The organism is Micromonospora sp. HM5-17 (assembly GCF_003762835.1).
Lineage (GTDB): Bacteria > Actinomycetota > Actinomycetes > Mycobacteriales > Micromonosporaceae > Plantactinospora.
The window spans coordinates 108,603-123,543 of record NZ_RJWA01000010.1 but is presented as its reverse complement, the minus strand read 5'-3'; the positions used below and the strand labels follow the sequence as shown (position 1 = coordinate 123,543).

14 protein-coding genes and 1 tRNA gene are annotated in these 14,941 nt (G+C 73.0%); 5 read left to right on the top strand and 10 right to left on the bottom strand.

The window, feature by feature from the left end:
- Positions 1–157: 157 nt before the first annotated feature.
- The 4 genes from EF879_RS23695 to EF879_RS23680 form a co-directional block, all read right to left on the bottom strand.
- Positions 158–1,072: a universal stress protein gene (locus EF879_RS23695; RefSeq protein WP_123562269.1), complete on the bottom strand. Its 915-nt coding sequence runs from the start codon at positions 1,070–1,072 to the stop codon at positions 158–160.
- A gap of 510 nt (positions 1,073–1,582) precedes the next feature.
- The gene (locus tag EF879_RS23690) at positions 1,583–2,329 is read right to left on the bottom strand and encodes a 4-carboxy-4-hydroxy-2-oxoadipate aldolase/oxaloacetate decarboxylase (protein WP_123562267.1); all 747 of its coding nucleotides are present in this window, start codon (positions 2,327–2,329) and stop codon (positions 1,583–1,585) included.
- Complete coding sequence (locus EF879_RS23685) at positions 2,323–3,057, bottom strand: PIG-L deacetylase family protein (protein WP_123562265.1); 735 nt, start codon at positions 3,055–3,057, stop codon at positions 2,323–2,325. The genes EF879_RS23690 and EF879_RS23685 overlap by 7 nt, the downstream gene beginning before the upstream one ends.
- Positions 3,058–3,279: 222 nt before the next feature.
- Positions 3,280–4,497 carry an LLM class flavin-dependent oxidoreductase gene (locus tag EF879_RS23680; RefSeq protein ID WP_123562263.1) on the bottom strand — a complete coding sequence of 406 codons (1,218 nt, stop codon included), beginning with the start codon at positions 4,495–4,497 and terminating at the stop codon, positions 3,280–3,282.
- A gap of 152 nt (positions 4,498–4,649) precedes the next feature.
- Between EF879_RS23680 and EF879_RS23675 the strand changes: the two genes are divergently transcribed.
- The 3 genes from EF879_RS23675 (at position 4,650) to EF879_RS23665 (ending at position 6,901) form a co-directional block, all read left to right on the top strand.
- The gene (locus EF879_RS23675) at positions 4,650–5,654 is read left to right on the top strand and encodes an aliphatic sulfonate ABC transporter substrate-binding protein (RefSeq protein ID WP_123562261.1); all 1,005 of its coding nucleotides are present in this window, start codon (positions 4,650–4,652) and stop codon (positions 5,652–5,654) included.
- A gap of 297 nt (positions 5,655–5,951) precedes the next feature.
- Positions 5,952–6,140: a hypothetical protein gene (locus tag EF879_RS28350; protein ID WP_233604696.1), complete on the top strand. Its 189-nt coding sequence runs from the start codon at positions 5,952–5,954 to the stop codon at positions 6,138–6,140.
- Positions 6,113–6,901: an ABC transporter ATP-binding protein gene (locus EF879_RS23665; protein ID WP_123562259.1), complete on the top strand. Its 789-nt coding sequence runs from the start codon at positions 6,113–6,115 to the stop codon at positions 6,899–6,901. Before EF879_RS28350 ends, EF879_RS23665 begins: the two co-directional genes overlap by 28 nt.
- Before the next feature lie 72 nt (positions 6,902–6,973).
- On the opposite strand, the gene EF879_RS23660 is transcribed toward EF879_RS23665, so the two are convergent.
- The 6 genes from EF879_RS23660 to EF879_RS23635 all read right to left on the bottom strand — a co-directional run bounded on the left by EF879_RS23660 (position 6,974) and on the right by EF879_RS23635 (position 12,567).
- Entirely contained in the window at positions 6,974–7,456 is a 483-nt protein-coding gene (locus tag EF879_RS23660; protein ID WP_123562347.1) for an NADPH-dependent FMN reductase, read from the bottom strand.
- A gap of 171 nt (positions 7,457–7,627) precedes the next feature.
- Positions 7,628–8,983 carry an LLM class flavin-dependent oxidoreductase gene (locus EF879_RS23655; RefSeq protein ID WP_123562257.1) on the bottom strand — a complete coding sequence of 452 codons (1,356 nt, stop codon included), beginning with the start codon at positions 8,981–8,983 and terminating at the stop codon, positions 7,628–7,630.
- Complete coding sequence (locus tag EF879_RS23650; RefSeq protein ID WP_123562255.1) at positions 8,980–9,807, bottom strand: ABC transporter ATP-binding protein; 828 nt, start codon at positions 9,805–9,807, stop codon at positions 8,980–8,982. Before EF879_RS23650 ends, EF879_RS23655 begins: the two co-directional genes overlap by 4 nt.
- Positions 9,783–10,835 (bottom strand): ABC transporter permease, encoded by a 1,053-nt coding sequence (locus EF879_RS23645; RefSeq protein ID WP_233604695.1) that lies wholly within the window; start codon positions 10,833–10,835, stop codon positions 9,783–9,785. Before EF879_RS23645 ends, EF879_RS23650 begins: the two co-directional genes overlap by 25 nt.
- A gap of 4 nt (positions 10,836–10,839) precedes the next feature.
- A complete protein-coding gene (locus EF879_RS23640) occupies positions 10,840–11,922 on the bottom strand; it encodes an ABC transporter substrate-binding protein (protein WP_123562343.1) in 1,083 nt (360 codons plus the stop codon).
- 129 nt (positions 11,923–12,051) lie between these two features.
- Positions 12,052–12,567: a flavin reductase family protein gene (locus EF879_RS23635; RefSeq protein WP_123562253.1), complete on the bottom strand. Its 516-nt coding sequence runs from the start codon at positions 12,565–12,567 to the stop codon at positions 12,052–12,054.
- A gap of 796 nt (positions 12,568–13,363) precedes the next feature.
- Here EF879_RS23635 and EF879_RS23630 point away from each other — a divergent pair.
- Both EF879_RS23630 and EF879_RS23625 read left to right on the top strand, forming a co-directional pair.
- Positions 13,364–13,450 (top strand) — tRNA-Leu (locus EF879_RS23630).
- 257 nt (positions 13,451–13,707) lie between these two features.
- Complete coding sequence (locus EF879_RS23625) at positions 13,708–14,934, top strand: site-specific integrase (RefSeq protein ID WP_123562251.1); 1,227 nt, start codon at positions 13,708–13,710, stop codon at positions 14,932–14,934.
- Positions 14,935–14,941 lie beyond the last annotated feature (7 nt).

The window sequence follows — 14,941 nt, the reverse complement described above, 5'->3', positions numbered from 1 at the left end:
GAAAGCAGCACCGTGACCGGCCCCGGCCTCTGCCCAGGAGTACGTCGAGGCCGGCCGGATCAACCGGTGGGCCTGGATCGGCACCTGGCGCCACCAGTGCGGGGCCGGGCTCGGCGCGTACCACCGCCGCCCCGGCCGCCGCGATCGACGCACCCGCTCACCGGCTCCCGGCCGGGGCTGTGCCCGGTCGGACCACGGCCACCGGCACCGGGGCGTGGTACAGGGCCGCCTGACTCACCGAGCCGAGCAGCAGGTCGGCGAAGCCGCCGCGTCCCCGGGCGCCGACCACCAGCAGGTCGGCGCCGGACGCCTGCCGTACCAGCACCTCGGCCGGCCGCCCGGCGACGACAGCGCTTCGGACCGGCACGTCGGGATACCGTTCCCGCCAGCCGGCGAGCGCCTCGGTGAGAAGTCGCGCCTCGGCCTCGGCCAGGTCGGCGTCGCCGGCGCCCGGTCGGGTCACCCCCGGACCGCCCGGCCGACCGGGCCGCCCGGCGTGTACCGCCGCCACCCCGAGCCCGCGCCGGGAGGCGTACGCGAAGGCGAAGCCGACGGCGAGCCGCGAAGACTCCGAACCATCCACCCCGACCAGCACCTCGCCGGGCACGGGTCCGGGGGACCGCCGGTGGTCGCCGCCCCGGACCACCACGACCGGGCAGGCGGCGTGCGCGGTCACCTGGGCGCCGACCGAGCCGAGCAGCAACCCGGAGAAGCCGCCGAGGCCACGGCTGCCGACCACCACGAGGTCGGCACCGTGGGACGCCTCGATCAGCGCCGCCGCGGGGACACGCGCCGGAAGGTCGGTCGACACCGTCACCCCGGGCGCGGCCCGGCGGGCCCGATCGGCGGCGCTCTCGAGGATCCGCTGGGCCTCGTTGCGCAGCCCCGCCTCCGGCGGCGCCATCGGCGCCGGCCCGAGCGGAACCCCCAGCAACGGCCAGATGAACGCGTGGACGACCCGCAGCGGAGCGCCCCGGAGCCTCGCCTCCTCGGCCGCCCAGTCGACGGCGCGGAGACTCCCCTCCGACCCGTCGACTCCGACGATCACCGCGGCGGCTGGCGTGCTGGTCATGGACGGCCCCTTCCGGTGCTGAGCGCGCTGCGGTACGCCGGATCTGGCGGCCACGGCCGGCGCGTCGGGTCAGGGCGTGTGACGCCCGGGGCACGGCGGCGGAGCCCTCGGTCCCGGACCGACGGCGGCGTGGCGGTGCGTCCCGCACCCCGACCGATCCGGGGTGCGGCCCGGGCCGGTTCGGGCACGCACCCGGGACATCCCCCGCGCCGGGCCGGTCGGTCGGGGCCGGGCTACGACGTCGCTATCACTTCCGGGTGTCAAACGGTCGAACGGCGCCGGAGGTCACGAGCCGGAGCCGACCGGCCGGGGCCGGGGACGGCGTGGTCGGCCACCGCCCCGGCCCCCGCCTCGGGACGAGTTCCGTTCCGGGTCGTGGGCGGCGCCGATCCGTGCCCTGCCCGCCGACCACGCGTCGTGATCCAGGTCGGGTCCAGAAATGGCGGTGGGTCGGTCCCGGTGTGCCCGCTCGGCGACGGGAGGGAGGCCCGGGAGGGCGGTGCCGCGGCCTCAGCCCGCCGGTTCGGCCGGCCCCGCCGGGTCAGCCGACTCGGTCGGCTCCGCCGGGTCCGCCGCGTCGACGTACACGACGCCGAGCCGGTCCAGCAGCGGGCGGAGCTGGTACATGTCCAGGCCGAGCACTCCGGCGGCCAGACGCTGACGCTTCTCCTCCTCCGCGGCCCGCCGGGCGATCCCGGCGGCGGCCACCTCGGCGGCCCGCTCCCGCGGCACCACCACGACGCCGTCGTCGTCGGCCACGATGGCGTCGCCGGCCCGGATGTAGGCGCCACCGATGACAATGGGGACGTTCACCGAGCCGGGGCTCGCCTTGACCGTGCCCTGGGCGGAGACCACCCGGGACCAGACCGGGAAACGCAGCGCGGTCAGCTCCGCCACGTCCCGACAGCCGGCATCGATGACGACACCGAGTACGCCCCGGGCCCGCAGTGAGGTGGCGAGCAGTTCACCGAAGGCGCCGTCGGTGCAGGGCGAGCTGAAGGCGACGACCAGGATGTCGCCGGGTCGGGTCTGCTCCACCGCCGCGTGGATCATCAGGTTGTCTCCGGGCGGTGCGGAGACGGTGACCGCCCGGCCGGCGATCCGGGCACCGGGGTAGATCGGCCGCAGCCGGTGGCCGAGCAGCCCGGTCCGCCCCTGTGCCTCGTGTACGCAGGCGACACCGAGCTCGGCGAGGCGGGCGACGGCGTCGGCCGGGGGTGCGGCGTTGGTACGGACGATGCGGTGCCGGCTCAGCACAGCTCGTCACCCACGACCGGGAAGACCCGCTGGTACGCCTCGGCGTGGGTGATGGACCGGGCCCCGCCGTTGCGGACCGCCTGCACCCCGCGCCGAACCCCGAGGTCGGTGTAGTACGCGACGAGGTGGCTCTGCGCCCCCATGATCCGCATCGCCTCGACCTTGCGGTCGAAGACCTCGGTGATGTCGAGCAACAGGTTCGGTACGAAGCCGCACTGCTCCGGCTGGTGCGGCTCGAACTGGAGCACCTGGGGCGCGCCGATCGGCCGGCTGGACGGATCGTGCCCGGCGGCCTGGGCGACCATCCGGGACCGGAGCACGATCTCGTGGGTGAGCGCGTGGTCGAGGTTGTAGGGGTCCCGGGCCGCGTGCGTGAGGATCACCGCCGGGTTGGTCCGCCGGATGGTGGCGATGACCCGGTCGTAGAGCTCGTCGGTGGCGCGGAGCGGGTAGTCCCCGGCGTCCAGGAACTCGATCTCGGCGCCGAGCACCGCCGCCGCCCGGCTCGCCTCGTCCCGGCGTGCCTCCTTGACCCGGTCGAGGGTCATGCCCGGCTGTTTCCAGAGTCCCTGCGACTCACCCTTCTCGCCGAAGGTGAGGCAGAGGACGTGGACCGGTTGGCCGCGGGAGGCGCTCAGCGCGATGGCACCTCCGGCCCGCCAGACGAAGTCGGCGGCGTGCGCACTCACCACGAGCACGGGACCGCGCCCGGTCGCTGACGTGGTCATCGTCGTTCCCTCCCCGACGGCTCGGCAGACGCGCCGGACTGGTCATCGGGGGGTCGGCCGGCGCGTGTCGACAGGCAGGACGATCATAGACGGCGACACAATCATTGCCAATATTGTCAACAATTTCCGGCCGGTGTGGACGGCGTCAGACCTGGTCACGACCGGTTTCCGGCCGCGATGCCGCCTCGGGGCCAGGTCAGTCGACGCCGCCCCGGCGCCGGGTCAGCCGACCCGGCCGGCGGGAACCGTCGGCACGGACGTCCCGGCGGCCGGCGGGGTCTCCGTCCCGGCGACGGGTCCCGCGAACGGGATCTCCCCGCTCGCCGCCAGCGGCGCGCTGTCGTCCGGGTGCCGCCACAGTCCCCGGCGCCGCAGGATGGGCAGGACGCCCTCGCCGAACCAGTACGCCTCCTCGAGGTGCGGGTATCCGGAGAGGACGAACTCGGTGATGCCGAGGTCGTGATACTCGACGATCCGGTCCGCCACCTCGGCGTGGCTGCCGACCAGCGCGGTGCCCGCTCCGCCGCGGACCAGCCCGATTCCGGCCCAGAGGTTCGGCGAGACCTCCAGCCGATCCCGGGAGCCGCCGTGCAGCGCCAGCATCCGGCGCTGCCCCTCGGACTCGCTGAGCGCCAGTCCCGCCTGGACGGTCCGGATGTCGGAGTCGGTGATCCCGTCGAGCAGCCGCCGCGCCTGGGCCCAGGCCGCCTCCGCGGTGTCCCGGGTGATGACGTGCAGTCGGATGCCGAACCGGAGACTCCGTCCCGCCGTGGCGGCGAGCTCGCCGATCCAGGAGAGCTTCCCGGCCACCTGCTCCGGTGGCTCGCCCCAGGTCAGGTACACGTCGCTGTGACGCGCCGCCACCGGGCCGGCGGCGGCCGACGAGCCACCGAAGTAGACCGTGGGGACGGGCTCGGGAACGCGACTCAACCGAGCCTGCTCCACCCGCAGGTGCGCGCCGTGGAACGTGACGGTCTCACCGCGCCACAGGGCCCGGACGATCTGGAGGAACTCGTCGGTACGGGCGTACCGGGCGTCCTTGTCCAGGAAGTCGCCGTAGCCGCGCTGCTCGTGGGACTCGCCGCCGGTGACCACGTTCAGCAGGAGCCGTCCCCGGGACAGCCGCTGGAAGGTCGAGGCCATCTGTGCGGCCAGGGTCGGTGAGACGAGCCCCGGCCGGAACGCGACGAGGAACTTCAGCCGCTCGGTGACCTCGGTGAGCATCGCGGTGGTCAGCCAGGCGTCCTCGCACCACGCCCCGGTCGGGGTGAGCGCGCCGACGAAGCCGAGCTGCTCGGCGCTCCGGGCGATCTGCCCGAGGTACGCGATGGTGGCCGGCCGGGCACCACCGGCGACGCCCGGCGGCACGCCGTGTCCCCCGCCGACGACGTCCCGGCTGTCGCCGGAGGTGGGAAGGAACCAGTGGAAGGTGAGGGTCATGGCGTCTCCAGTTCCCGGGCTGTCCGCGCCGGCCCCGCGGCGCGGTGATCGACTTCGGCGACCCCACCATCCTATCCATAAAACCTATAGGTTTAGTAGTCTATTGCTCCCGGCCCGCCCGGGCCGGTCCCCGTTCGCGACAGGAGCAACCCATGCCCCACCCCGTCCGGCGTCTCCCCGGACGCCTCCGCCCGGCGACCCGCCGGCCTCGGCCGCCCCGGGTGCTGGTCGGCCTGGTCGCCCTCGTCCTGACCGCCACGGCGGCGGTCGCCGGCTGCGGGTCCGGATCCGACGCGGCGGACGACACCGGCCCGTTGCGCGTCGGCTACCAGCGGTTCGGCGGACTCAGCCTGGTCAAGGCCCGGGACGCCGCCCCCGACGTCGAATGGTCACTCTTCGAGAGCGGCCCGGCGCTGACCGAGGCACTGAAGGCCGGCGCGATCGACATCGGCCAGGTCGGCGAGGCACCGCCGATCTTCGCCGCCGCCGGGAAGGTCAGGTTTCGGATCATCGGCACCTCGGAGCCGGTGCCGCAGGGCGAGGCGGTGCTGATCAAGGAGGACCGCGGCTTCCGAAGCTTCGCCGACCTCAGAGGACGGACGATCGCCCTCAACAAGGGGTACAACGTGCACTGGTTGCTGGTCCGTCTCCTAAAGGCGCACGGGATGGCCCTGGCGGACGTCACCGTCAAGTACCTCAAGCCCGCCGAGGCGCGCGCCGCGTTCGACAACGACCAGGTCGACGCCTGGGTCATCTGGGACCCCTACTTCGCGCTCGCCGAACGTCCCGGCGTGGCGATCCTGGCCGACGCGACCGGGCTGGCCAGCAACCGGGAGTACATCCTGGTCTCCCCCGAGGCGCTGGAACGCCGGCCCGAGCAGATCCGGACGTTCCTGGAGACGTTTCGAGCCACCACCGACTGGGGCATCGCCCACCCGGAGGAACGGACCAGGATTCTCGCGCCCGAGCTGAAGATCGACGAGGCGACCACGGCTCGGGCACTGGCCCGGAGCGCCAAGCCCCTCGCCCCGGTCACCCCGGCGATCGACGCCGAACTCCAGGCCATCGCCGACGGATTCGCCGCGCTGGAGCTGATACCCGAGCGCGTCGACATCACCGGTCTGCTCGACGACCGCTACGCCGGAGTTCTCGGATGACGGCGGGCGTCGTCGGGACCGCCGACCCGACCCCCGCAGCGCCTCCGTCCGCGGCCCCGCGGAGCCGGAGTACCCGCGCCCGACACCGCTGGCGCCGGGCGGTCACCCCACTCACGCTCCTGCTGGGCTGGCAGGCCGCGTCGCGGGCCGGGCTGCTTCCGCCGGAGAAGCTCTCCGCGCCCAGCGAGGTGGCCCGTACGGCCTGGCGGCTGGCGGCAGACGGAACCCTCGGCCACCACCTGCGCGCTCTTCCTCGGTTTCCGGCTGGCCCTCGGTGCCGCCTGGCTGAGTCTCGTGGTGAGCGAGCAGGTCAACGCCCAGACCGGGATCGGTTTCCTCATGATGGAGGCCCGCGAGTTCAGTCAGACCGACGTCGTCGTCCTCGGCCTGCTCGTCTACGCGCTCCTCGGCCTCCTGTCCGACCTTGCGATCCGGACCGCGGAGAGGAGGGCCGTGGCATGGCGGCGCGGCCTGCGGGCGGTCTGACCGGGACGTCGCCCGGCCACCCGGCGGACGCCGACCCCCGACCGGTGGTCACCGCCTCCGGCGTACGGCGGGCCTTCGCGGGAACCGTGGTACTGGACGGCGTCGACCTCGTGATCGCACCGGGCGAGGTGGTCGCGCTGCTCGGCGCCAGCGGCTCCGGGAAGAGCACGCTGCTGCGCATCCTTGCCGGACTCGATCCCGACGCCACCGGCGAGATCTCCCAGGCCGGCAGTCAGGCGGTGGTCTTCCAGGAACACCGGCTCCTGCCGTGGAAACGGGTCGCCGACAACGTCGCCCTCGGCGTGTCGGGCCCGGACGTCCGGCGGCGGGTGGCCGCCGCGCTCGCCGAGGTCGGGCTCGCCGACCGGAGCCGAGCCTGGCCGGTCGAACTCTCGGGCGGCCAGGCCCAGCGGGTCGCCTTCGCCCGCGCGCTGGTCCGCGAACCGGCGCTGCTGCTGCTGGACGAGCCGTTCGGCGCGCTCGACGCGCTCACCCGGCTGCGGATGCAGGCCCTCTTCGGCCGGCTACACGCCGAACACGGCTTCGCGGCGCTGCTGGTCACCCACGACGTGGACGAGGCGTTGCTGCTGGCCGACCGGGTTCTCGTCCTCGAGGGCGGGCGGATCGCCGAGGAGACACGCGTGCCGCTGGACCGGCCGCGGGCGCCGGACGCGACCGGGTTCGGTCCCCTCCGGCGTCATCTGCTCGCCCGGCTCGGCGTACCCGTGGAGCCGGGCGGCACGACGGCGCCGGGAAGCTGACCCCGCCGGTGGTGGCGACCCGTCCACAAACGCCCGTGCCGGCCGTCGCGGACGGGTCGCCACCGGACGGGGTCAGGCCGACCCGACCAGGGCCGCCAGGTGGCCGGCGGGCAGGCCCGCGTCGGTGAGATCGGACTCGGCCAGCGCCAGGCCGGGCCGTACCGCGGCGCCGAGTTCGGCGAGCAGGCCGCGCAGGTGCCGTTCCGACTGGGCGGCCTGGGCCGCCGTCGCCGCGACCGTGACCGGTACGGCGGCCACCCCGGCCAGGCCCTGGTGCGGCAACCGATCCAGGAAGACCTTCAGTATGCCGGTGTAGCTGCCCTTGTACGTTGGTGTGCCGACCACCAGCACCCGGGCCGCCCGCGCCGCGGCCACCCCGCCGGCCACCTCCGGATCGTCGGGAACGAGCAACCGGGACCCGTACTCCGCCAGGTCGATCACGACCGGCGGCGCCGCGTTCTCCCGACGCGCGACCTCGACCCCGAGCGCGACGGCGAGCGCCCGGGTCCGCGAACCGGGCCGCGGATTGCCGGAGACGACGACGATCTCACCCATCTTTTCCTCCTCTCGGCCCTGCCCGACGCCGCGCCGTGTCGGGCAGGGCGGGCGGTTGGTGGCCGGCGACGGCCCGGTCCACGCGGTGCCGGGTGGCACGACCTCGTCGACGCGGTCCCGCACGGTCCGGGAGCGCGTCGCCTCGGCGGCGCCCAGCCGACAGGTCACTCCTCAGGGGACGGGCGTGAGTTCGGCGGCCCGCCGGTGGAGCCGGTCCGGCGGTCGGGGCAGGCCGTAGTGGTCCCGCAGCGTCGTGCCGGTGTACTCGGTCCGGAACAGGCCCCGACGACGCAGGATCGGCACCACGTGGTCGACGAACGCGGCGAGCCCGGAGGGAAGCACCGGGGGCATCACGTTGAACCCGTCGGCGGCGCCGTTGTTCCACCACTCCTCGATGGCGTCGGCGACCTGCTCCGGCGTACCGGCGAAGGTGCGGTGGCCACGCCCACCGCCGAGCCGGCCGATCAGCTGGCGTACGGTCAGCCGTTCCCGCCGGGCCAGGTTGACGATCAACGTACGGCGGCTCTTCGCCCCCTCGATCTGGTCCTCGTCCGGCAGGTCGTCCGGCAGTTCGCGGTCCAGGTCGAGGACGTCCGGCGACACGCCGAGGGTGGTCGCGAGCTGGCGCAGGGCGTACTCCGGTCGGATCAGCCGCTCGAGTTCGTCCTCCAGCGCACGGGCCTCGGCCTCGGTTCCGCCGAGCACCGGCACGATCCCCGGCAGGATCTTGATGCCGTCCGGGTCCCGGCCGAGGGCCCGGGCCCGGGCCTTCAGGTCGGCGTAGAACGCCTGCGCCTCCGGCAGCGTCTGCTGCGCCGTGAACACGGCCTCGGCGTAGCGGGCGGCCAGTTCCTTGCCGTCCTCCGAGGAGCCGGCCTGGACCAGCACCGGGTGGCCCTGCGGCGACCGCGGGACGTTGAGCGCGCCCGCCACCTTGAAGAACCGTCCGACGTGGTTGGCCGGGAAGATTCGGTCCTGGTCGCCCCAGACGCCCGCGGCCTTGTCCCCGAGCGCGGCGTCGTCGGCCCAGCTGTCCCAGAGCTTGCGCGAGACCTCGATGAACTCGGCGGCGCGTTCGTACCGGTCCCGGTGCGCGGGCAGCTCGTCGAGGTTGAAGTTGCGCGCCGCGTCCAGCCCAGCGGTGGTGACGACGTTCCAGCCGGCGCGGCCGCCGCTGATGTGGTCCAGCGAGGCGAACCGCCGGGCCAGGTTGAACGGCTCGTTGTACGTCGTCGAGGCGGTCGCGATCAGTCCGATCCGCTCGGTCACCCCGGCGAGGGCGGTGAGCAGCACGGTCGGCTCCAGCGCCCCGGAGGGGCGGCGGCCGACGTTGTTCCACAGCACCGGGCTGTCGGCCAGGAAGAGGGAGTCCATCGTGCCGCGTTCCGCGATCCGGGCCAGTTCCGTGTAGTGCCGGACGTCGACGTGGGCGAACGGGTCGCTCTCCGGCAGCCGCCAGGCCGCCTCGTGGTGCCCCACCCCCATCAGGAAGGCGTTGAGGTGCAGGGTGCCGGGTCGTTGGCTCATGAGGTCGCTCCTTCGGTGCGTGTGACGCCGAGCGCGGCGAGCAGCCGCTCCCGGTACCCCTGGAAGCCGGGGTGCCGGGGTGAACGGGGAGTCGGAAGGTCGATGGTGGTGTCGACGGTGATACGGCCGGCGTCGAGCACCAGCACCCGGTCGGCGAGGGTGACCGCCTCGTCGACGTCGTGGGTGACGAGCAGCACCGCCGGCCGGTGCCGCTGGCACAGTTCACGGAGCAGGCCGTGCATCCTGATCCGGGTCAGCGCGTCGAGCGCGCCGAACGGTTCGTCGGCCAACAGCAGCCGCGGTTCGCTCACCAGCGATCGGGCCAGGGCCACCCGCTGCTGCTCGCCGCCGGAGAGTTCGGCGGGCCAGGCCCGCTCCCGGCCCGCGAGTCCGACCTCGGCAAGCCGGGCCCGCCCCTGGTCGGCCGCACCCGGCCCGGTGAGGCCCAGGATGACGTTGGGCAGCACCCGCTGCCAGGGCAGCAGCCGAGCGTCCTGGAAGATCACCGAAAGCCGCTCCGGCACCTCGACCCGACCGGCGCCGTCCGCGTCGCGGTCCAGCCCGGCGAGAGCCCGCAGCAGGGTGCTCTTTCCCGATCCGCTGCGGCCGAGCAGGGCGACGAACTCGTTGTCGGCGATCTCCAGGTCGAGGTCCGCCAGGACGGTCCGTCCACCGAGTCGGCGGGTCAGGCCGCGTACCCGCACCGGTGGGCGGACGGGTTCGGCCGCGGCCTGCGGGAACGGGACGTCCGGGTCCGGCGTCGGCCGGTCGCCGGGGGTCGGCGAGGTCGAGGAGGCGGTCAGTCCGCCAGGGTGCGTCGCCATGACAGCGCCCTCCGCTGCGCGATCCGGACGGCACCGTCGGAGAGCAGCCCGAGCAGGCCGTAGAGGACGAGGCCGACGATGATGACGTCGGTTTGGCCGTACTGACGGGCCAGCTCCATCAGGTAGCCGATTCCGCTGGTCGAGTTGATCTGCTCCACCACCACCAGCGCGAGCCAGGCGTTGACGACCGCGAACCGCAGGCCGAGCAGGAACCCGGGCAGCGCACCCGGCAGGACCACCCGGCGGAGGAACCGGCCGGGGCTCAGCCGCAGCACCTCGGCCAGCTCGACGTACCGGTGGTCGATGGTGCGCAGACCGTTGTGGGTGTGGATGTAGACCGGCACGAAGACGCCGAGGGCGATGGTCACCACCTTCATCTGCTCGTCGATGCCGAACCAGAGGATGAGCAGCGGCAGCAGTGCCAGCGACGGAATCGCCCGCTTGATCTGCACCGGACCGTCGATGATCGCCTCGCCCCACCGGCTGAGCCCGGAGAGCAGGGCGAGCACGACGCCGACCAGCACGCCGAAGACCAGGCCGAGACCGGCCCGCTGGGTGGAGATCAGCAGGCTCTCCTGGAGGCGGCCGTTGGCGAGCAGCTCGCCGGCGGTGGCCACCACCGTCCAGGGCGCGGAGAGGGTCCGTTCGTCGAGCACGCCGGTCGCGGAACCGGCGGACCAGACGGCGAGCAGCAGCACCGGACCGATGGCCCCGCCGAGCGGGATCGGCCGGCCCGGGCCGAGCCGGCGACGGCGCCGGACGGACCCGCCGCGGGCGGTGTCGGTCGCGCCCGCCGCCTCCGGGGCCAGGGCGGTCGGGACCGCGCGGCGCGGCGCCCCCGGGTCCGGGACTCCCGTGCCCGGTACGGCGCTCGGGGTGACCGGATCCGGAGCGTTCGTGTCCACGACCGTCGGGTCCGGGGCTTCTCCGTCCGCGACTGCCGGATCCGTCGTCGGGCTCACCGGGGTCAGGTACGGCGCCGCCGTCGCCAGGCTGGCCGCCGTCTCGGGATCGAGCTGGGTGGTCACCGCACTACACCCCCGTGATCGCGTCGGCGGCCACCGACTCGTACCGCAGGTCGTATAGGTCCGCCGCCGGCAACGGTCGGTTTCCGGTCTCGGCGGCGAGCAGGTCGATGGTCTGCTGGTGCCGGGCGATGACCTCGGTCCAGTTCGCCGGAATGTCCGGTACGCCGGCGTTCTCCACCAGCCACTGTCCGTCCTCCCGGGTCAGCCCCTGGTCCTGGACGTAGTACCGCTCGATCCACTCGTCCGGGTTGTTCTCGATCCAGATCAGCGCCCGGGCCCAGTGCTGGACGTAGGCCCGGATCGCCGCGGCCTTGGCCGCGTCCTGTAGGACGGCGACCGGCGCGTACAGGTGGCCGGGGTCATCCCGCAGCCCGTGCGGGATGGTGCTTCCCCCGTCCCGGGCGTACTTCGCCTGATACCGCTTGACCTGGATGCCGCCGAGTGGTGCGACCTCCACCTGCCGGCTGGCCAGGGCGGTCACGTAGACGTCGCCGGTGCTGGCCAGTTCCACCAGCCGTACGTCGCGTTTGGTCAGCCCAGCCTGCCGCAACACCCGCAGCACCAGGGCGCCCTGGGCCTGGCCCGGGCTGTAGGCGATCGTCTTTCCGCGCAGGTCGGCCAGGCTCCGCACGGTGACCCCCGGCGCGATGCCGAGCTGGTAGATCGGGTGATTGACCGGATCCTGACGGAACCGGGAAGCGACGATCTTGACCGGAAGCCCGGTCCAGGTCGCGTGGATCGGCGGGATGTCGGCCACCGCCCCGAGGTCCAGGGCATCGGCCCGGAACGCCTCGATGGTCTGCGGGCCGCCGCTGAGGTTCGCCCAGGAGACCTCGAAGGTGAACCGGTCGATCTCGCCCGAGAACTCGATCGCCTTCTGGGTCTCCTTGTCACCGACCCGCAGCACCGTGCCGTCGGGCACCTCGACCGGCAGCGGCGCGTCGAGCGCGAGCCGCACCGTCGGCGCGTCCCGGCCGGCGCAGGCGGCGATTCCGGAGGCGGCGACACCGAACGCGGCCGCGAGGAGGGTACGCCGGCGGAGGGCCAGCGGCCCGGCGGCGGAGAACGGGGTGGACGGAGGGGGCATGGGCGCGCTCCTGAAGACAGACTCGACAGGCCGGCGTACGGGGCCGGCGGCCTGATACGGGAACCAGCGGACCGGAACGGCGGACCGGACCGACGGCGTGACCGGCGGCACGACCGCGGCCGGACGGTCTCAGCTGGCGGTGGGAAGTGCGGAGGTCAGCGACGCGTACCGGCCCATGTGGTAGAGCAGCGGCGTGACGTCCTCCGCGTGGTGGTGTCCGACCAGCGGCTCGGCCAGCACGATCGCGTGGTCGCCGGCGACGACCCGGTCGACGGTCCGACAGACCAGCCAGGCGATCGTCCCGTCCAGCAGCGGCACGCCGTACGGGCCGAGCCGCCACTGCGGGTACGCGGCGAACCGGTCGATGCCGCTGGTGGCGAAGATCCGGGCGATCTCGTGCTGGCCAGCCCCGAGCAGGTGGACGGCGACGTGTCCGGCACTCGCCACCGTCGGCCAGCTCGACGAGCCGCGGTCCAGGCAGAACGAGACCAGGGGCGGCCGCAGCGAGACCGAGGTGAACGAGGTGGCGGTGAATCCGGCCGGCGGTTCGCCCGCCGCGGTCACCACCGTCACCGTCGCCGCCTGCCGCCGCAAGAGCGTACGGAACCGCGCCGAATCGAGCCGGGGCGACTCGGAAATCGTCATGGCATCTCTCCTGTCCGTCGCATGGCCGTAGCCGCCAATGGCAAAGTCGTGGCGATCCGGAACGGGAACCCGACGGATGAACGGAGCCCCGAACCGGTGGGAGACGAGACACGAAAACGAATCCACCGGCACCTCGACGTGCGGCGGGAAGGGCAGGGTCAGCGGACGTCAGCCGGCCGGGTCAACCCCGGCGGCGGGCGCGGTCAGCGGGGACAGCCTGCGCTGGCGTGACGAGCCAGATCGATGTGCAGGCGGCTGACGAGGTGGAGGATGTATTGCCGCTGCATACATTGAATAATCCGTACCACTGCCGGGCACGGTCAACAGCGTTCCAAATTCCGAGAATGACAGGCGTATTTGCACCAGGCCCCGGAATGGAACCACGAAACATCCTGATAGCGATTCCGCAGATATAAGAGAACAGCAAGTCAACCAACTATTAACATCCGCACAGGAATGTCTGTGTCCGGGCGGTCGACCGGCGCCGCCGCACTCCGTACCCGTCGCGTGGCGGTCGAGGTCGCCGCCGGGTCCGGGATCGGCCGCGGACCGGAGGGCAGCGACGGAGAGTGCGGGCCGCCCCATCCGGTGCCACAGCACTCCCCCGGGTCCCCGGGGGGCACCCGCGTGACCCGGTCCGGCGTCCGGACCGGGGGCCGACGGGAGCGGCCCGGGGCGGGTGGGTGGCCGCCGTGCATGATCCACGAGAGCCGTGTACAGTAGTGCCCCGTGCGGCTCTGCGGGAGCAGATCGGGGAGTTCCTCGTTTGGTTGCTCGCGCTAGAGTGGCAGTGCACGTCCGGGTGGCGGAATGGCAGACGCGCTAGCTTGAGGTGCTAGTGCCCGTATAGGGCGTGGGGGTTCAAGTCCCCCCTCGGACACCAATCAGGGTACGAAGAAATTAGGCCGTTGACCTGGCAGAACTCGGGTCAGCGGCCTTGATCGTTTCTGGGTTCGCTGCCGCCACGGGAACATCCCGGGAACATCGTTCCCGGAGCCGTCCATCCGACGGGCTCGTGGGCGCGTTTTGCGCTCCAGCAGGATGTACGGCTACGGTCCCACTGCTGCGCATGTAGGTGCGCGCGGGCGGCATGGCTTTGAGGCGATCCGGCCGCCTGCTTCACGTGGAGGACCAGGAGCAGTGGCATCGATCGAGAAACGCACGTACAAGGACGGCAAGACGCATCGGTGGCGGGTGAAGTGGCGCATCGGCGGCACCGGCGACTGGGACGGCAGGCAGTTCGACACCCACACTGACGCCAAGCGCTTCAAGGCGCTCGTCGACGCGAACGGCGACCACATGCCGCCCACCGAGCAGCTGCACGAGCACGGCTTCGGCTACCTCGCACCCGCCGGTACCGGACCCGCTCCAGTCACGCCCGAGCCGGAGCGCCAGGTCACGTTCCGGGAGTACGCGCTCGACTGGCTGAGCACCCTCATCAAGCCGCACCCGGAGACGAAGCGGAAATACCTCGAGCGGCTGGAGAAGCACGTCTTCCCGCGGCTCGGCGACCGGCCGATCGCCGCGATCACCCGACGCGAGATGCGCGAGTGGCAGATCGCCCTGCTGGACGCCGGACTGTCCCCGAAGACGATCGCGAACATCCGAGGCGAGACGATCGTGCCGATCTTCCGGGCCGCCTGCCTGCCGGGCGAGGACGAGGAGCCAGCGCTGCGCACGTACAACCCGATGGACGGGCTACCGCTGCCCGAGGCGGCTCGGCATGAGCGGGACATCCTGGAAAGCCCCGACGAGGCGAGGATCTTCCTCGAGGCGGCGTACGAGGTCGACCCGGAGGCAGCGGACCTGCTGCTGACCAAGCTCGCCTCCGGCCTGCGGTGGGGCGAAGTGAGCGCGCTGCCGCCCCGGGCAGTCCGGCCCAGGCTCGGCACGATCGAGATCGTGCAGGTACTGCGGAAGGTCAACCGCAGGTGGGTGGTGGAGCCCAAGCCGAAGACGCAGCAGGGCTACCGGGAGGTGCCGCTGCCGCACCAGGTGATGCAGCTGGTCGCCGAACGCGCCGCGCAGCCAGGCCGCGAGTTCGTGTTCGTCGCCCCGCGCGGCAACCACTGGCGGTACGAGGACTTCTACGAGGGCCGGTGGGTGAAGATCCGCGACCTGGCGCGGGAGAAGGGACTGCCCCGCCGGATGACGATGCACGGGCTGCGCCACTCGATGCTGACGCTGCTCGCGACCGAGGGTGTGGACCTGGCAGCGCTCAAGACGATGGCCGGGCACAAGAGCGTCACGACGACGCTGAACGTGTACGTGCACGCCACCCGGAAGCACCACGAGCCGGTCCGCCGGATCGTTGGCGGCTTCCTCGGCGTCGACAAGCTGAGCACCGTGGGGGGTGCTGTCGGGTAGAGGGGGT